Origin of the sequence: Streptomyces sp. cg36, assembly GCF_041080675.1 — a bacterium.
In the GTDB taxonomy this organism is placed as follows: domain Bacteria; phylum Actinomycetota; class Actinomycetes; order Streptomycetales; family Streptomycetaceae; genus Streptomyces.
Genome location: NZ_CP163520.1, coordinates 189601 through 207233 on the forward strand (window position 1 = coordinate 189601; position 17633 = coordinate 207233).

Annotated in this window: 17 protein-coding genes; 11 read left to right on the top strand and 6 right to left on the bottom strand. The window is 71.9% G+C overall.

Going from position 1 to position 17633, the window contains the following annotated elements:
• Window positions 1–81 precede the first annotated feature (81 nt).
• Both AB5J87_RS00870 and AB5J87_RS00875 read left to right on the top strand, forming a co-directional pair.
• Entirely contained in the window at window positions 82–579 is a 498-nt protein-coding gene (locus AB5J87_RS00870; RefSeq protein ID WP_369372748.1) for a hypothetical protein, read from the top strand.
• A 236-nt stretch (window positions 580–815) separates the two neighbouring features.
• The gene (locus AB5J87_RS00875) at window positions 816–1790 is read left to right on the top strand and encodes an NmrA/HSCARG family protein (protein WP_369372750.1); all 975 of its coding nucleotides are present in this window, start codon (window positions 816–818) and stop codon (window positions 1788–1790) included.
• A gap of 42 nt (window positions 1791–1832) precedes the next feature.
• On the opposite strand, the gene AB5J87_RS00880 is transcribed toward AB5J87_RS00875, so the two are convergent.
• Both AB5J87_RS00880 and AB5J87_RS00885 read right to left on the bottom strand, forming a co-directional pair.
• Window positions 1833–2204 carry a VOC family protein gene (locus tag AB5J87_RS00880; RefSeq protein WP_369372752.1) on the bottom strand — a complete coding sequence of 124 codons (372 nt, stop codon included), beginning with the start codon at window positions 2202–2204 and terminating at the stop codon, window positions 1833–1835.
• A 261-nt stretch (window positions 2205–2465) separates the two neighbouring features.
• The gene (locus AB5J87_RS00885; protein WP_369372754.1) at window positions 2466–2891 is read right to left on the bottom strand and encodes a (2Fe-2S) ferredoxin domain-containing protein; all 426 of its coding nucleotides are present in this window, start codon (window positions 2889–2891) and stop codon (window positions 2466–2468) included.
• A gap of 179 nt (window positions 2892–3070) precedes the next feature.
• On the opposite strand from AB5J87_RS00885, the gene AB5J87_RS00890 reads away from it, so the two are divergent.
• The 4 genes from AB5J87_RS00890 (at window position 3071) to AB5J87_RS00905 (ending at window position 6604) form a co-directional block, all read left to right on the top strand.
• A complete protein-coding gene (locus tag AB5J87_RS00890; protein WP_369372756.1) occupies window positions 3071–3454 on the top strand; it encodes an ArsR/SmtB family transcription factor in 384 nt (127 codons plus the stop codon).
• A 180-nt stretch (window positions 3455–3634) separates the two neighbouring features.
• Window positions 3635–4096 carry a hypothetical protein gene (locus AB5J87_RS00895; RefSeq protein WP_369372758.1) on the top strand — a complete coding sequence of 154 codons (462 nt, stop codon included), beginning with the start codon at window positions 3635–3637 and terminating at the stop codon, window positions 4094–4096.
• 127 nt (window positions 4097–4223) lie between these two features.
• Window positions 4224–5357 carry a PLP-dependent cysteine synthase family protein gene (locus tag AB5J87_RS00900; protein WP_369372760.1) on the top strand — a complete coding sequence of 378 codons (1134 nt, stop codon included), beginning with the start codon at window positions 4224–4226 and terminating at the stop codon, window positions 5355–5357.
• Window positions 5354–6604, top strand: coding sequence for an MFS transporter (locus tag AB5J87_RS00905; RefSeq protein ID WP_369372762.1), 1251 nt, complete (start codon window positions 5354–5356; stop codon window positions 6602–6604). Before AB5J87_RS00900 ends, AB5J87_RS00905 begins: the two co-directional genes overlap by 4 nt.
• 76 nt (window positions 6605–6680) lie before the next feature.
• Here the strand turns inward: AB5J87_RS00905 and AB5J87_RS00910 are convergent, their stop codons facing one another.
• The 3 genes from AB5J87_RS00910 to AB5J87_RS00920 all read right to left on the bottom strand — a co-directional run bounded on the left by AB5J87_RS00910 (window position 6681) and on the right by AB5J87_RS00920 (window position 9140).
• The gene (locus tag AB5J87_RS00910) at window positions 6681–7682 is read right to left on the bottom strand and encodes a hypothetical protein (protein WP_369372763.1); all 1002 of its coding nucleotides are present in this window, start codon (window positions 7680–7682) and stop codon (window positions 6681–6683) included.
• Window positions 7679–8464, bottom strand: a complete 786-nt coding sequence (locus AB5J87_RS00915; RefSeq protein WP_369372765.1) for a squalene/phytoene synthase family protein — start codon at window positions 8462–8464, stop codon at window positions 7679–7681. The genes AB5J87_RS00910 and AB5J87_RS00915 overlap by 4 nt, the downstream gene beginning before the upstream one ends.
• A 160-nt stretch (window positions 8465–8624) precedes the next feature.
• Complete coding sequence (locus AB5J87_RS00920; protein ID WP_369372767.1) at window positions 8625–9140, bottom strand: hypothetical protein; 516 nt, start codon at window positions 9138–9140, stop codon at window positions 8625–8627.
• Window positions 9141–9396: 256 nt separating this feature from the next.
• On the opposite strand from AB5J87_RS00920, the gene AB5J87_RS00925 reads away from it, so the two are divergent.
• Together AB5J87_RS00925 and AB5J87_RS00930 are read left to right on the top strand one after the other, a co-directional pair.
• Complete coding sequence (locus tag AB5J87_RS00925) at window positions 9397–10116, top strand: class I SAM-dependent methyltransferase (RefSeq protein ID WP_369372769.1); 720 nt, start codon at window positions 9397–9399, stop codon at window positions 10114–10116.
• Window positions 10116–11381, top strand: a complete 1266-nt coding sequence (locus AB5J87_RS00930) for an MFS transporter (protein WP_369372771.1) — start codon at window positions 10116–10118, stop codon at window positions 11379–11381. Before AB5J87_RS00925 ends, AB5J87_RS00930 begins: the two co-directional genes overlap by 1 nt.
• 95 nt (window positions 11382–11476) lie before the next feature.
• On the opposite strand, the gene AB5J87_RS00935 is transcribed toward AB5J87_RS00930, so the two are convergent.
• Entirely contained in the window at window positions 11477–12301 is an 825-nt protein-coding gene (locus AB5J87_RS00935; RefSeq protein ID WP_369372773.1) for a trypsin-like serine protease, read from the bottom strand.
• A gap of 819 nt (window positions 12302–13120) precedes the next feature.
• Here AB5J87_RS00935 and AB5J87_RS00940 point away from each other — a divergent pair.
• The 3 genes from AB5J87_RS00940 (at window position 13121) to AB5J87_RS00950 (ending at window position 17550) form a co-directional block, all read left to right on the top strand.
• Complete coding sequence (locus AB5J87_RS00940; protein ID WP_369372775.1) at window positions 13121–14089, top strand: helix-turn-helix domain-containing protein; 969 nt, start codon at window positions 13121–13123, stop codon at window positions 14087–14089.
• Between the two features lie 116 nt (window positions 14090–14205).
• Window positions 14206–15540, top strand: a complete 1335-nt coding sequence (locus tag AB5J87_RS00945) for an endonuclease domain-containing protein (protein WP_369372777.1) — start codon at window positions 14206–14208, stop codon at window positions 15538–15540.
• A gap of 186 nt (window positions 15541–15726) precedes the next feature.
• Window positions 15727–17550 carry a DUF6528 family protein gene (locus AB5J87_RS00950; RefSeq protein ID WP_369372779.1) on the top strand — a complete coding sequence of 608 codons (1824 nt, stop codon included), beginning with the start codon at window positions 15727–15729 and terminating at the stop codon, window positions 17548–17550.
• Window positions 17551–17633: the final 83 nt, after the last annotated feature.

The window sequence follows — 17633 nt, forward strand, 5'->3', positions numbered from 1 at the left end:
ATGTGCGTACGTACCCCGCCCCGCGGAACACCCAGCGGCGGGCGTCGCCCGGCTCGGACACCGACACCGGATTGGACAGATATGAAGCTGCGTCATGGAGTCATCAGCACCGGAAGGAAGGCCACCCTCGCCCTCTCCGCCCTGGCCCTCGGCGCCGGACTGACGGGATTCGCCAGTGGGCCGGCCGCCGCCGACGACTGCAAGAGGGCAGTGGGTCCGGGCCAGCACCTCTCCATCAACGGCTACAACATCGGCGACTTCATCCAGGGCTTCAACTCCTGCACCCGCTCCGCCTACGCCGAGCTGCACTTCAACGACCTCTGGGTGTCGCAGCAGGCGCACACCGGATGGATCGGCATCGCCCGGGACGGCGGAACGGGCCCGAAGGCCGGTCCCCCGAACGGTGCCACGTGGTGGGAGTCCGGCTACACCCCCGTCGCGACCTCGGGCACCGAGAGCTACACCGCGGCGTTCACGTTCACCTGGTGGACGGGCAGCAGGAACGCCACCTGCGCGGGGTTCGTCGACTGGGACTACTCCCACGGCAACACGCTCGGCGCCCTCTCCTCCTGCAACTGAACGGTTTCGTCCGGGTCGAGCGTCCGGGCGTCGGCCGACGCGTGTCGTCAGCCGACGCCCGGCGCGACCACCCCATCCCGTGATCGCCGGACCAACACACCCTGGACGGACCCTCCCGCCGTCGGCCGCGGGCCTGCTCCGCTCGGGGGCCGACCCGCGTGTCGACCGGTACGGCCCGGCCCGGAGCGCTCCCCGCGCCGTAGGTTCGCATCGCGTCCTCCCGGTCCGGTGCGGGGATGCGGATTCGGGAGAGGGTGTTCATGGACGGCAAGCGGATCGTCGCGGTCTTCGGTGCGACCGGGCAGCAGGGCGGGTCACTGGCACGGGCGATCCTGGAGGACCCGGACAGCGAGTTCGCCGTGCGCGCGGTGACCCGCCGACCGGACTCGGACGCCGCCCGGGAACTGGAGCGCCTCGGGGCGCAGCTGGTCCGGGCCGACCTGGACGACGCGGACTCCCTGGCACCCGCGCTGGAGGGCGCGTACGGGGCGTATCTCGTGACCAACTTCTGGGAGGACATGGACGCCGCCCACGAACAGGCGCAGGCGGCGGCGCTGGCGCGGGCCGCCGGGCACGCCGGGGTTCAGCACGCGGTGTGGTCGACGCTGGAGGACACCCGGGAGTGCATTCCGCTGGAGGACGGGCGGATGCCCACCCTCCAGGGCAGGTTCAAGGTGCCGCACTTCGACGGCAAGGCGGAGGCGGACCAGTTCTTCCTCGACGCCGGCGTCCCGGTCACGTTCCTGCGGACCACGTTCTACTGGGAGAACCTCTACGGGGCGTTCGCACCGCAGCCCACCGAGGACGGCGCGCTGGAGTTCATCTTCCCCCTGGGCGACAAGAAGCTGTCGGGCATCGGGGTGCAGGACATCGGCCAGGTCGCGTACGCCCTGTTCAAGGGCGGTACGGACTACATCGGCGCGACGGTGAGCATCGCGGGCGAGCATCTGACCCTCACCGACATGGCCGCCCGGATGACCGAGGTGCTGGGGCGTCCGGTGCGCTACCGCCCGCTCGCCCCGGACGCCTTCCGGGCCCTGGGGTTCCCCGGCGCGGACGAGGCGGGCAACATGTTCCAGTTCTACGCCGACTGCGAGGCCCGCTTCGTCGCCGCCCGCGACCTCGACGCGGTCCGCTCGCTCCACCCCGGCCTCCAGGACTTCACCACCTGGCTGAGGAACCACCGGGACCACTTCACCTCCGCCGGCTGACCTCCTCGGGGAGGCGCCGGACGTCCCGCGCGAGCACGCCCGTCAGCGCGTGAGGATGCAGAACGGATGCCCGGCGGGGTCGGTGAGGACCCGGGCCTCGTCCCCGTGCGGCTGGTGGTCGGGCTTGCCCGCACCGAGCTCCAGCAGCCGGGCCTCGGCCTCGTCCAGGCTCTCCGTGACCTTGAAGCAGATGTGCAGCTGCTGGGGAACGACCTGGTCGGGCCAGCTCGGGGGCCGGTAGTCATCGACGCGCTGGAAGCCGATGAAGAGGCCGTCCTCACGGTTGAGACCGGCGAACTCGGCGTCCGACTTCGGGTGCGGTTCGAAGCCGGTGACCTGCTGGTAGAACGCCGCGAGAGCCAGTGGGTCGGGGCAGTCGAGGTTGATAGCGACGAGTTCCATCTGCAGGGACATGAGACCTCCGGGCCGGTTGACTTCCGTGCGCGCCGGACAGGCGGCTGCCTGCCGTCGAGCGGGACGCGCAGGGGTGCGTTCGTTCCGCTCGGCGGTAAGCACAGCAGGTCAGGGGCTCCGCACGCCAACGGTTATCCGGGACAGGACGGCGGACAGCGGCGACGGACCGGGCCGGTGATCGGCTCCCAACAGCGTGCGTCCGTACGCTCGATGGGCGCTGGGGCCGTCGTGCGCACGGGGTGACGCGGGCGTGCGGCGGGGCTACTCGTCGTGGAGTTCGGCGCGGACGCGGCGTGAGGGTTGGAAGGCGTACAGGTCGAGGACGCCGGGTGGCGGGGCCAGGCCGGGGCCGCCGGCGCGGACCCAGGCGGTGATGTCGGCGGCGGCGCCGGGGTCGTTGACCTGGCCGAGCCAGACCGGCCGGCCGCCGGCCTCGCGGCCTTCGGGGGAGGGCTGGATCACGACGACGTTGGCGCGTTCGCACGCGTCGAGGCAGTCGGTGCGCCGGATGGCCGCGATGCCGGACAGCGCGGTGCGCAGGTCGGTGAGCTGGGCTTCGTGGTCGAGGTGGGCGACCTTGGACGGGGTTCCGCAGCAGCATCCCCGGCAGACGGTGACCGTGCACCGTGCGGCACCGGCCGCTGCGGAGCGGGTGGCCGTGCGCTCGCGGCGGGTGCGCTTGCTCATTTGGTTTCCTTGGTGAGGGGCTGGTCCAGGCACGTTCGCGCAGCAGGCGCGGGCCGTTGAGGCCGACGGTGGCGGGGGGAGCCTTCGTGGCCCGCGACGCCGAGCGGCAGCGGGGGCAACACGTTCACCATACAGGAACGTATGAATAGGTCTTCATATGTTACCGGTACGATGCCCCCATGGGCCATGGAACGGGCAGTGCCGGCAACGCCACCACACGCGAGCGTCTCGACGCGGTCGGAACCGCCGACGTCGCCGCGACCCTCCAGGCCCTCGCCGCCCCTTCCCGGCTGTACATCCTGGCCCGGCTCCAGGAAGGCCCCTGCTCGGTGGGCGACCTCGCGGAAGCCGTCGGGATGGAAGCCTCCGCCTGCTCCCACCAGCTGCGCCTGCTGCGCAACCTCGGCCTGGTCACCGGCGAGCGCCACGGACGCTCGATCGTCTACGCCCTCCACGACACCCACGTCGCCGAGCTCCTCGACCAGGCCCTGTTCCACGTGGAACACCTGCGGATGGGCGTGCGCGACCGCCCCGCCCCGCAGCAGACGACTGTCGCCGACTGACCGGTCCGGCCGCTGATAAGCGGGTTCCGGGCGCCCGGCCCCACCCGATCGGGTGATCATCGACACGGAAAACGGCCCGGCCGCCGACCCCCGCCCCGGTCCCGGCGGGCCCACCAACGCTCGAATCCCGCCCGCCAGTCACCCGGCGACGGGATTTCCCGACCAGCACCATACGTACACATGCGGTTACGCTTCGCGTCTATGCGGGTCGGATCAGTTACGCGAGGCAGCCGCTCCTGGCCGTGGGCCGGAGCGGCGCTCGTCGTGATGCTGGCCGCCCTCCTCCATCTCCTCGCCTGCGCCCACGGCCCGGCGACGTTCGAGGCCGTACGCGCGGACAGCCTGCTGCTCACGTCATCCACGGCCGATGCCCAACTCCCCGCCGACGCCCGGCAGGAGCAGGTGGCAGCCGGTCAGCCCTCGCCCACGCATGACACCGAGGCGCACCGCTGCTCCCTCGACGGGCCGACCGCCCAGCCGCCGCGCGCCTGCGGCCACCCTGCGGCGGAGCCGACCCTGGACGCGCCGTCCGACCTGCCCTGCGCCGACCACACGGTCACCGCGCCCTCAGACACCGGCTCTGCCCAGCCCCCGCTTTCCGCCGGGCATGTCCGGGCGCTCCTAGGCGTGTGGCGGACCTGATCGGCACTTCGCCGCGCCCATCCGAACCGGGCAGCGCGGCGACCGGTCATCCCCACTCCCCTCCCCCACGTACCGGCTGGTCAGACGCTCTCACAACGCGCCGCACCGGCCGCAGGAGACGCACGCCATGAACCAACCCCGCCACACGGCCCTGCCCGCGGCCCAGTTGCCGCCCGACGCCAAGCACCCCCTGCACACACCCGCCGGTCTCGTCGGCGACACGCCCGTCCTGTGGATCGGCCCACCCTTCACCGCCGCCGGGCGCGGCTTCTGGGCCAAGCTCGAAGGCCACAACCCCGGCGGCATCAAGGACCGCACCGCCCTGCACATGGTCCGGGCCGCCCGCGAACGCGGGCAGTTGCCGCCCGGCGCCCGCATCATCGAGTCGACCTCCGGCACCCTCGGCCTCGGTCTCGCCCTGGCGGGTGCCACCTACGGCCACCCCGTCACCGTGGTCACCGACCCCGGCATGGAACCCCTGATGACCGGCCTGCTCACCGCGTACGGAGCCGAAGTCGACCTCGTCACCGCGCCCCACCCGGACGGCGGCTGGCAGGAAGCCCGCCGCCGTCGCGTCGCCGAACTCCTGGCCCGGCACACCAACTCCTGGTGCCCGGACCAGTACAACAACCCCGACAACACCGCCGCCTACGCCCCGCTCGCCCGCGAACTCCTCGCCCAGCTCGGCCGTATCGACACCCTGGTCGTCTCCGTCGGCACCGGCGGCCACTCCGCGGGCATCGCCTCCGTCCTGCGCGGCCACTTCCCCCGTCTGCGGGTGGTCGGCGTCGACACCACCGGCTCCACGATCTTCGGCCAGCCCGCCGGTACCCGCCTCATGCGCGGCCTGGGCTCCAGCATCTACCCGGGCAACGTCGCCTACGACCTGTTCGACGAAGTCCACTGGGTCGCCGCCCCCGAGGCCGTGTGGGCGGCCCGCCGCCTGGCCCGCGACCACTACGCGACCGGCGGCTGGAGCGTCGGGGCGGTCGGCCTCGTCGCCCGCTGGCTGGCCCGCACCCTGCCGCCGGAGGACCGCGTCGTCGCCGTCTTCCCCGACGGACCCCAGCGTTACGTCGGCACGGTCTTCGACGACACCTACTGCCGCAGCCACGACCTCCTCGGCCATCCACCCGCCGACGCTCCCGACGAGATCGCCGACCCCCGCGAACGCACCGTGACCCGCTGGACCCGCTGCACGCACGTCACCGACCCGCTGGCACCCCGCGCCCGCCACAACGCGGCCGGAGCCGCCCGATGAAGCACCTGTGGCAGCAGACCCGCTCCTTCCCGCCCGCCGCACAGCTGCTGATGGCCAATCAGTTCGCCATCAACCTCGCCTTCTACATGCTGATGCCGTACCTGGCCGCCCACCTCTCCGGCGGGCTCGGCCTGGCCGCCTGGGCCGTCGGCCTGGTCCTCGGGGTCCGCAACTTCTCCCAGCAGGGGATGTTCCTCATCGGCGGCACGATCGCCGACCGCCTCGGCCACAAGATCCCGATCATGGCCGGCTGCCTCCTGCGCACCGTCGGCTTCGCCCTGCTCGGCTGGGTCGACAACCTGCCCGCGCTCATCGTCGCGTCCGCGGCAACCGGCTTCGCCGGCGCCCTGTTCAACCCCGCGGTCCGCGCCCACCTCGCCGTCGAAGCCGGTGAGCGCCGCGTGGATGCCTTCGCCACCTTCAACGTCTACTACCAGGCCGGCATGCTCCTCGGCCCCCTGGTCGGACTCGCCCTGCTGGCGGCGGACTTCCGCCTGGTCTGCACAGTCGCCGCGGCCGTCTTCGCCGCGCTCGCCCTCGTTCAAGGGCGCGCACTTCCCGGCCACCTCGGCGGCCCGTCCGCCGTCGGCCGGGAAAGCGTCCCCGCCCAGTGGCGAACGGTCGCCGCCAACCGCCCCTTCCTCCTCTTCTCGGCGGCGATGATCGGCTCGTACGTCCTGTCCTTCCAGGTCTACCTCGCCCTGCCACTCGCGGCGACCGACGCCCTCGGGGCGAACGGCACGACAGTGACCAGCGGCCTGTTCGTCATCTCCGCGGCCGTCGCCGTCGTCGGCCAACTACGGCTCACCGGCTGGGCCAAGCAACGCTGGCAGCCCAGCGACGCCCTGGTGCGCGGGCTGGCGCTGATGGCGCTCGCGTTCGTCCCCCTCGCGCTCAGCCCGCAGGGCTCCTCCACCGCCGTACTGACCGCCCTGATCGTGGCCGTGGTGCTCCTGGCGGCCGGATCCGCCGTCGTCTACCCCTTCGAGATGGACACCGTCGTCGCGCTGTCCGGCAACCGCCTGGTCGCGACCCACTACGGCCTCTACAACACCGTCTCCGGCCTCGGCATCACGCTGGGCAACCTCGCCACCGGCGCCCTGTGGGACTTCGCCCGACAGCACGACGCCCAGTGGCTGCCCTGGGCAGGGCTCACCGCGACCGGGCTCGCCTGCGCGGCCTCGGTCGCCTGCCTCGCCCGCACCGGACGCCTCACCGCGCCACTGCCGCAGCCCGTCGTGGCGTAGCCGCACCACGGTCAGGGGCAGCACCGGGTTCGCGGTGCCGCCCCATGGCCAGGAGGCCGCCAGGTCCCCGTCCCGCTCACAGCCCGATCTCGTATCGCCCCGTCTCGTGCAGCCAGGCCAGGTGCCCGGCGATCTGTTCCTCCAGTCCGCGAACGTACCGGCCGAGGACGGGGACGCGCCGCTGCCGCAGGAGGGAGGCCAGTCGGACGAAGTCGTCGGTGTGCCGGACCACTTCGGCCGCGGTGAGATCGATGCCCTCCTGGACCGAGCAGCCGCCGTGGTGGGCGAGCACCATGGGCAGGTTGGCGATGTGGCGGCGGCGGACGTCACGGGGGCACCCCAGGACGTCGTTGGTGAGCCCGATGATCTGGACGGCCAGGTCGGTCAGGTCGCGGACCTCGTGATCGAGCAGCAGCGCGGTGGGCATCTCGAAGCCCTGTGCCACCTCGGTCAGGACGAAGTGGTGGTGCAGATGGGCGATCAGATGCCGGATGCGCCGGTACTCGGCCACGGGCGGAACGACCCCCGCGGCGGCGTAGGCCGCGTCGGCCGCCGCTCCCACGCTGTAGTGCAGCATCCCCTTGCGGATGCGCAGTACCTGTTGCGGGGTGGCGATCTGCTCGATACGTGCGAACAGGTCCCGGTACGCCAGCTCGATGGGGCGTCCGCTCACCGGGGCGTGCGGGTTCTCCGCGATGCTCTCGCAGGCCAGCAGGTGGGCGGCGAGGGCGGTGGTCCGGCCACCGAGCCCCAGCTCCTCGGTGTAGCGGTCGTCCTGCACGGTGGCCCAGATGCAGAACCGGGTGGCGGTCAGCACCCGTTCCGTCTCGCCCTCGGGGATCATCCAGGCATAGGTACGGCCGAGTTTGGAGTGGCGCAGATACGCCTCCTCGGCGTCGCTGCCGATGACACCGAAGTCGCGCAGCCAGGCGAGGGTGCGCTCCTCCAGCTCGTTCGCGTCCGGATGCAGGCGGGCCGGCACGGGAAACGAGATCGGGGGCACCACCAGCCGAGCGGCGTCGATGTCGTCCGCTGGTGGTGGGGCCGGTGGGGCGGGTTGGCCCTGCCACCAGGTCACCGGCCGCCCCCGTCGTCGGGAGCGGAGCCGCGCGGTGCCGGTGTCCACGACCGGAGGGCCCGGTGGGCGCGGGCCAGCGGTTCCGCGCAGAAGGTGCGGGCGGGGCCGTCGGGCAGCCCGGCCACATAGGCGTCGGCCAGGACGAGTTCCTGCCGGGCGTAGCGGACCATGTCCGGCTCGCGCCAGCCGTCCGGCCAGAAGTCCACACCCCGCCCGGTGTCCACCGCCCGGTCGACGAGGATGTTGACGCTCTGCAGCGCCCGCCCGTAAGCCACCCCCAGGGTCCGGCTGCTGGGCGTGCCGTCGTACCACGCCCACAGGTCCGACAGCAGCAGCGCCAGAGTCCCCGCCACCGCATACGTGTACCGGTCGAGATCCGGTTCGTCGTGCACGGTGAAGCCGCACTCGGCCCAGCCGGCCATCCGCTCGGACATCGTGGCGAACGTCTCCCACACCCGGGGCCCGATCTCGGGCGGGGCCAGGCCCGCCCATTCGCCCAGGCGCAACGTCACCTGCGGCAGCACCGCCTCGCGCCCCGCGAACAGCGCGGCCAGGTCATCGCGGGCGAAGCGCCGTTGCAGCGTCCGGCCGATCCCGCGCAGCAGCACCGCCTTGTCGGCCCCCGCGAGCCCCGGGTGGTCCTCGATCTCGTCGATCCCCCGCATCAGCAGATAGGCGCACGACACCGCCTCGTTGAGCCGCGCGGGCATGCTGACCACGGGTTCGTACCAGGTGGTGCTGTACTCCCGTACCACTCGGTGTGCTTCAGCCAGCGCAACCATCCGCGCCTCCAGGCCACCTTCGTGTTCACGGCCGACCGCCCGGACCAGCCTCGCGCCCGGCCCGGCCGGGCGCACCCGCGCACGAACCGCGCACCGATGCATCCGCGCGCCCCCATCGCGCCATCAGCCGCTCCACGGGCCGACCGGCCCATGGCTCCCGTCACCCCGGCAGTGGCCGCACCGACCCCCTGACGCCCAGGTTCTGCCGGGCCTGCTCGATGTACTCCTGCCGCGCGGTGCGATAGTCGGCATATGCCTGGTCCCAGTCCCCGCCGAAGTCCTGGCCGGGAGTCGCCCGGGCCAGTGCTTCCAGGAGCCACAGGCCCTGGTTCATCCGCTTCATCGCGGCGATGGTGTGCCGGTCCGCCAGGAGGAGCAGTGCCTCGGACAGGGCGGTGCGGTGGACTTCCGCTTCAGCCAGCCTGTCCAGTACCACCGCCGTGGGCTCCAGCGGGTGCGGACCGGCGGTGAGCCCGCGTGCGACCGCGATACGCCGGTACTGGTAGGCGAGATCCTTGACGGCGTGCGCGTATTCGGCATAGGCCGTCAGGCGCTGCCCGTCCCAGCGCACGGATTGCTCACGCCGCCACTTCGCCCGCTCGTTCAGACTCGTCACCAGAAACGACATGGCGGCACCGACGGCGACACCGGCGAGTGGCAGGATCTGACTGGCCATCTCCATGGATCCCCCGATCGATCGACACCCAACCCGCCATTTTCCCGCGGCGCCCCGGGCCGAACCAGAGACCGCGCACGGGCAGACGGCACCACCGCGTGGCCGACCGTCCCTCTTGCCGAGGTTCGCCCCGCCGTGCGAGCCTCGGGCGGTTGTCGCGGGCGGACGTCCGCATCCGCCCGCTCGGCCCACGGGCCCCCAGCCCGTACGCGCACGCCCTGCCTTCACACCCCGCGGTATGTCAGGAGGGACGGAAATGAGCGACATCCCCGCGCAGCTCCCGCACACCGACTCACCGTTACCCGGCGCCGAGCCGGGCACGTTCTGTCTTCCGGCCGGATATGTGCAGCGCGTTCCACCCGACTACTTCGTCGACGAGGACGAGGACGGCATCGTGTGGCAGCCCGATGTCTATCCGTACGCCGCCTCCATAGCGCGCACACACGGCTGCGACACCATCATCGACATCGGCTGCGGCCGTGCGGAGAAACTGGCCGCGCTCGCCCGCCGGTACCCCGAGTGGCACTACGTCGGCGTCGACTACGGGGCCAACATCCAATGGTGCCGGGAACACTGGGAGTTCGGACAGTGGGTGGAGGCCGACCTGGAGAAGGACGTGCGGCCCGTCACCGACGTGGAGGCCGTCAGCGGCTCCGTCATCGTCTGCTCCGACGTGCTCGAACACCTGGTGCGGCCGGACATCGCCGCCGCGGCCATCCGTGGGCTCCTGCTCGACGGTGCCGTCAAGGCCGTGTTCTCCACTCCTGCCCGTGAGCGCAAAGTCCTGCCGGACCAGGCGGAGTTCCACGGACCGCCGGACAATGTCACGCACGTGCGCGAGTGGGCGAGCGAGGAGTTCCGCGCCTTCCTCCGCTCCTGCGGCCTGGCGGTCGAGGACTTCTCCTACACGCGCCGCAACGACGCGGACGGCGCGCCGAGCACGCAGCTGATCCTCGCCGACGTCCACCGTCGCTGATGACCGCCCGGGCGGTCCTGCGCCCGTACGCGGCCCTGCGGACGGTGCCGGGCGGGCCCGGGCTCCTGAGCGCGGGACTGATCGCACGTCTGGCCCCGGCCATGAACCCGCTGGCCCTGCTGTTCCTCTTCAAGGAGCACACCGGGCACTACACCTTCGGTGCCACGGCCTGCGCCGTCTACGCCCTGGCCGGAGCCGCGGCCGGTCCACCGCTGGGCCGACTGTGCGACCGACGCCGTCCCGCCCCGGTCCTGTACGCGGCGTGCGCGGTCCACCTGCCCGCCCTGCTCTCGCTGCTCACCGCGATCGCGTACGGCGCGCCCCGCCCGGTGCTCCTGGTACTGCTCCTGGCCGCCGGCGCCGCCGCTCCGCCCGTGACCGGCGTGGTGCGCGCGGCCTGGTACCTGCGCACCGACACCCGGTCGGGGCGTGCGGCGCTGCGGCCGTACGCCCTGGCCGCGGAGACCGTGTGCGCGGAGGCCGTCTTCGTCCTCGGCCCCCTGCTCGTGGCGACGGCCCTGGCCGTGGCCGACGCGACCGCGGCCCTGGTCCTCGGATGCCTGTGCTGCGTGGCCGGTACCTGCGCACTCGCCCGCAACACCGCGGCCATGCCCGGCCCGTCCCGCCAACCCACCTCCCAGACAAGAAGGTTGGGTCCGCTCCGGCTGTCCGGCTTCGCCACGGTCCTGTGGTGCACGGCCCTGGTGTCGCTGTCCTTCGGCATCAGCGATGTCGCGCTCCCGGCGGCGGCCCTCCGGCACACCGGGGCACACAGCACCAGTGCGGCCGGGCTGCTGCTGGCGCTGTGGGCCACCAGCAGTCTGGCCAGCGGTCTCGTCTTCGGCGCCGACCGCCGGCCCGGACGGCGTCTTCGCCGCCCGGGCCGCCTCATGGTCCTGCTCGCCCTCTGCCTCGCGGCCCTGTCCGCGGCCCCCGGGCTCGTGGCGCTCGCCGTGGGCTCGATGCTGTGCGGACTCCTCACGGGTCCCGTACTCATCACCTTGAACGCGCTCGTCGCCGACATCGCCCCGGCCGATGTGATCAGCGAGGCTTACGTCTGGGCGTCCAGTGTCACGGTCGTCGTGTGCGCCCTCGGCACCGCGCTCACCGGACCGGTGGTCGACCGGCCGTACGGCACCACCTGGTCGTTCCTGGCAGCGGGGCTCAGCACAGCGGGGGCGGCTGCGATCGCCGGGCGAGGCTCCCGTAGCTCCCGGTACGCGACGCACGCCGTCGGCTCGGGGGCCGCGCCCGTTCCGCCGTGAGGCCGTTGAGGCTCGCAGAGTACGGTGATGCCCCGCGCCACGGCGCCGGCGCGTACCGCCTCGTGAACGCGCCGACACCGTCCGGGCGTCCCGGATCAACCGTTGCGGACGATCGCCCTGTGGATCCAGTCGGCGTAGGCGGGCGCGCTGGAGTAGAGCCCGGGGCCTTCGCTGCAGCGTACGCCCGGGGCGCCGGGGCCCGAGGTGACGCCGATGAGTTCCCAGCGGCCCTTGCGGTCCCGCTGGATCTGGGGGCCGCCCGAGTCGCCGTTGCACGCCATCGCCCTGGGCACCTGGCTGATCGTGCACAGACGGGTGCTGTCCGCGTATCCCGGCGCGCACTCGGAGACCGCGCCCCTGCGCGTGTCCAGTTCCTGGAGCCGGTCGGGGAAGACCCATCCGCTGGTGTCGGGCACGTCGACCGTGGTGCCGAAGCCCAGGAGCCGGGTCGGGGTGCCGGGCCGCCCCGGCGCGTCGGCGATGCGGACGGGCTTCTCGGCGACCGGACGGTTCAGCCGGATCAGAGCGACGTCGTTACGGTTGGGGCCGCCGCCTTCGCCGTTCTTGTACCCCGGGTGGGTGACCGTCTTGGCGACGGACCGGACCGTGCCCCCGGAGTCCTTCCACTCACTGCCGATCCGGACCGTGCCATCCAGCGTGACCAGACTCGGGTCCACGCAATGGGCTGCCGTGAGCACCCACTTCGAGTCGATCAACGATCCCCCGCAGACGCCCTTGAAGGTGGGGTCGTCCACCCCCGTCACCGGGACCGAGACCATGAAGGGGTAACTCCGCGTGGAATCCTTGCCGTTGACGATGGCGTCGGCGCTGCCCGTCATCATCGCGGCACACGCCGCCCCGACCAGGGCCACCGCGGCGGTACGTGCCACCGTGCGACGCGAGGACTTCAAACTGAACACTGGTTCTCCGATCGGACGATCATGTCGTGACGTCCTCAGCCTCCGCGATGAAGGGGAACTGATCCATCCGGTATGCCCGCCTGTCCGAAGACCGGCCAGCGGGCCCGTGCGGGGTGGGGAATACCCCCGTACGCACCTTGCACGCATTGCACAGGGTCCTCGCACGGCACGCGCAGACGATCCACTTCTCGCGGTCTACCTTCACCACTGACGGAAAACCGCAGTTCAGCGAAGCCAATGGGCACTGGGCTCCTTCCAGGGAGGAAGGAGGGAAAGCTGCGCGTCACCCAGCCAGTCGACACGTCAAGGAATCGGAATGATCAGCAGCACTCAGGACGGAGCAGGACAGTACCCATACACACAGAACAACACCGCGACGGCGGCCAACTCCGGCCAGCACCAAGCAACTTCGACAACGACACGTCCCACAACGCCGTGACCACACCGCGGAACGGCGCCCTCCCCGTACTCGTTGGCCAGAACTCGGGGATCTGGCGCTCCTGATCCCGTCGGGCGGTTCCCTCGGCCGATCCCCTCGGGCCGGGCCACGACGCCAGTGGCAGGCATCGCCGGCTGGAGCCGCCGCGTTGACGACGGGCCACTGAGTCACATCCCCCACACCGCTTGCTCACCGGCCCGCGCCGACGGCCGCGCACGCGCGCTGCACTGCTCATCGGCAGCCGCCGCCCCCGCGTGGGCGGCCGAGGCCGACCGAGGGCCGCCCGAGGAATGAGCGATCATAAAATGGTCGCCATGAGCGGTCTCGCCGCGCCACCGGCACAGCCAGCCAGGCAGCGGCACTGTGAGCGAGGAAGTGCTGTGGGGGAAGTAAGTGCGTCGACAAGCGCCGTACCGTCGGCGGACCGGTTCAGCTGGTTCTGCGACACGGTCTCGACCGGCCTGATGCCACTGACGATCAACTCGAAGCGCACAGACGACTTCCGTGCCGCGATCGCGAACATCGAGCTGGGTTCCGTACAGGTCTCGACCTACACGTACTCGCCGGTGTCGGCACACCGCAAGTCCATCCATGTGCGGCAGGGCGACCCCGAGCAGTACCAGCTCGCACTGATCACGGGCGGTTACATCCGCACGGCTCAGCTCCGCAACGAATCACTGGTCTCGGGCGACCTCGTCCTGACGGACACCTCGCGCCCGATGGTCAACGACTCCGGCTGCGACGGCAGACCGGCCAGCGTGACCATGCTCCAGATACCCCGGTCCGAACTGCCGCTCCACCCGGACAGGACGGACCAGCTCCTCGCCCGCCGCCTCCCCGCGAGCACGGGCACGGCGGCCGTCCTGGCCGCGTTCATGGGGACGTTGGTCGAGCACGCGGCCGGCTGCCGCCCCGACGAACTGTCCCGCATGGGCTCCATCGCGCTCGACCTGGCCACCGCCTGCGTCGCCCAGCACCTGGGCACCCCGGAAGAGGCGCCGGCCGAGGCCCGCGCACAGGTGATGCTGCAACGCGTCCGGCGCTTCATCGAGAGCAACCTCCACGACCCGGAGCTCACACCGCAGGCGATAGCCGACCACCATCACATCTCGCTGCGCACGCTCTACCTCCTCTTCCGCGACGAGTCGGTCAGCGTGGCAGCCTCCATCCGCCGGCGGCGCCTTGAGCGGTGCCACTCCGACCTCGCGTGCCCGAAGTCGAGCAGGCAGACCGTGCAGACGATCGCGGCCCGCTGGGGATTCACCAATCCCACCTCCTTCGCGCGCGCCTTCCGCGAGGTTTACGGGGTCACGCCCGCCGAACACCGGGCGCGGGCCCTCACCTCCTGATCGCGCGATGGTACGGGCTCCTGTGCAGCGCAGGGCCCGCCATCAGCGGCGGCCTCGGATCTTCAGCTCGCTCCGGGGCCGCGCACGAGCCAAGTCGCCCTCGATAGCCTGTCGGCATGTCGCAACGTGCCATACCCGGTCACCCCGACGGCCTGATCACCCTGGCTGCCGCGGACGTCCTGTGGGTCGATCTGACGTCCGGCAGCGCGGTGCCGACGGCTTCCGGCGCGTTCACCCGCCCTCCGGCCCGTGCGGGGGCCGGGTACATCCTGCTCGGCAGCCAGGTGGTGACCACGGTGGCGGCCGACGGTGGCCCGTGCAGCGTGGTGGAGGCCGAAGTGCGCCGGGCAGCCGCGGTACTGAACGCGTTGGTGGTGGACCGCGAGGACCTGGTCCGCATCGGCCCCTTCCGTGGGGCGCCGAGGCAGGAGGTTGCCGAGGACGCGCCGCTGCACTGGCGTCGACGCGTCACCGGGCACTTGCAGAAGCCGGGTGGCCGCGAGCGCGCGGCGGGCTCGCCGGACCACCTCGCGGGGATCGACTGGCGGCAACTCCTCGTCAAGCGGACCCACGAGGGTACGCGGCAGACTTGGTGGCTGCCGCGCGCCGCGGTCAGGCTGCTGGACGCGGCCGAGCACGCCGAGGCGCGGTGGGTGCGGGCCGCGCGGCCCCGTCCGGCAAGCACGGCCACCTCTGAGCCGGAGGCTCCCTCCCGCCCCCGGCAGGCCCCGGCCTCCGACACCCGGACGACGGACTCCGAGGTCCGCACCACCCAACTCCGCCCGTATCGAGCGGAGTTGGAGGGCCAGACATACGCCACACTCAGCCGGAAGCCCGGCATCGCCCGCGAGGTGGCCGGATGGGCGTGCGCCGTCTGCCGCAGCGCGCCCGCCGCCGTCCTCGACCACTGTCACGAACACGGCTACGTCCGCGCCCCCGTCTGCCAGTCCTGCAATACACAAGAACGCCCCGACCACCTGTACAGCGACGACATCCGCGTGGCCGACCGCTACCGGCGCCTGTTCGACACCCACGCCGACGACTGGCTCCGCCACTGGCACCGCTGTCCCGGCTGCCGCGCCCGTACCGTACTCCCGTTGCCGCACCTCGCCGCGTGGACTGCCCACACGGCCTGCCGACCGCTGCGCCCGACCCACCGCGCCTCCGGCGGGCGCAGGCCCTGCGGTGTCCTGCGCGTGTCCTGGACGGGCAGTCAGAACGCGCCCCGCTCCTGCCTGCTGACCGTCTCCGTCGACTTCTGCCCCTCCGGCGAGCACCGGATACTGGCGGAAGTCCCCTACCGCGAGGCCGCCGAGCAGTTCCGCGTCTGGCTGGCGGATGCGGCCCCCGCCGTGGCCGCCGCGGCCGGTCCCGACCGCCTGGACGGGCTCCCCGCGGAGCCCCGGCCCGTCATCGCGGACACCAGCGGCGACGGCCTGTCGCTGTTCTGAGAGCGCAGGGGGATACCGCCCTCCCCATGCCGCCCCCTCCCAACGCCGTCAGCTCGGAATCGTGGTCACCGGCAGTGTGTCGCGCGCCCCGGATAACGTTGCCTCGATCCCGAAGTGGGAACAAAAGCGGTTGAAAGGTGAGAAGTGAGACGAGATTTGGTGCGGCGGCGGGGTATACGCCGCCTCATGTCCGGCGGAGCGGTCGTCCTGGCAGCCACGCTCCTCGGTGCGGTGCCCGCGGTCGCCACACCGCCCGGCACGGGCGCGGGGGCGACCCTCGACGAGGGCTCCGCAACACCCGCCGACCACACCGTCACGCCGGCCGTCTCGCCCCTCGTGCAGAGCGGGCCGCGCAACATCATCAAGCGGGTCCAGGACACGTACGTCAGCAACACGGACGCCCGCGACCACTCCACCGGCAGCGTCCTGCACATCGGGTCGCCCGACAACGGGACGACCCGGTACCGCAGCCTCGTCCAGTTCGACGTCGCGCGCCTCAAGGGCGCCACCATCAAGAGCGCCGCACTGCGGCTCCACAACTCCTCCACCGGTTCCTGCGCCGGTTGGTGGATGTACGCCGAGCCGGTCGCCGCCGCCTGGAACGAGAAGACGGTCACCTGGGCCAACCGGCCCGCCGTCGTCCCCGGCTACCAGGCGTCCGCCAACTTCGGCGTGGGCAACACGGGTTGCCCGGACGAGACGCGGCCGTTCGACCCGGCGTCCTCCAACGGCATCAAGCGCATCGACGTCACCGCGACCGTGCGAGCCTGGACCAAGACCACCGACGCGCTGCCCAACCACGGCTTCCAGCTGTCGGCGGGCGAACTGGACAGCAAGGCGTACAAGCGCTTCTGCTCGATGAACCCGAGCGCATCGGTGTACGCCTGCGACACCGCGTACAACGCGCCCACGCTGGAGGTCGAGTTCGACGCCACCTCGCCGGTCGTGAGCGCGGGCAACAGCAAGCCGGTGGCCAACGGCGGCTACCCCGCCGACGTCCCGGCGATCGAGTTCTTCCGCTCGGGCAAGGTCGGCGACGGGCCGTATCAGCGCTGGGTCCCCGACGCCTACCACTCGGTTGCCGACCCGGCCGGGAAGCTCTTTCCTACGCGCGGCTGGGGCGGCGGCACGGACCACCGGCTGCGCCCCGCCGGAGACTACGGCCAGGCCGCGGGAGAGGCCGTCATGGTGGTCGCGGACGGCAACAGCGGCTTCGTCGGAGTCATCCCCTATCCGTCGCTGTCCGGCTACAAGTGGGCGTACAACGTCGGTGACGCCGACGTGTCCAACGTGCACGGCGCCGAGCTGCTGCCCGGCGGGAACGTGGCCGTCGCGTTGAGCAGGACCGGCACCGTCGCGGTGTACGCGCGGTCCACCGGCGACCCCACGAGCCCGGCCCCGGGCCCCGCGAAGCCGCTGTCCAGCAAGCCGTTGGAGGCCGCACACGAGGTCCTGTACGACCCGTCGTCGAAGTCCTTGTGGGCAGTCGGTGGCCACGCGCTGGTCCGCTATCCGTACGACCTGGCGACGGGCACGCTCGGTGACGCCGAGTCGTTCGCGCTGCCCCGGCAGATCTCCCAGGGCAAGCCCGCTCCGGCCTGGGGACACGATCTGGAACCCGTGTACGGCGACCCCGACCGCCTGTGGGTGGCGGCGAACGCGGGCATCGTCCAGTTCTCCAAGTCGGGCCGCCCCGGCTGCTACAAGGGCTCGGAGCGCTGGCCCCTGGCCGACCAGATGAGCGGTGACATGACGAGCTGCTGGTGCACGGACTACCAGGCCGAGAAGGAACTCAACGTGCAGCCCCTGGTGAAGAGCGTCGGCAACGACCCCGTCTCGGGTCAGCGCCTGACGACCTGCGCGGACGGCTGCGAGGGGTCGAACACCACACCGTCCTACACCACGTCGTGGCTGCGCTTCGTCACCACCGGCGGTGACACGAAGGTGACGCGCTGGTGGGACCAGAGCCAGCACTACCGGGCCCGCTGGATGGTACCCGGCTACCAGTAGCCGCCTCCGTACGGCCGAGACGCGCCGGCCCCGTGCATCAGCGTGGGGCCGGCGCATCGCTGTGTGCCGCACGTCAGTGGCGC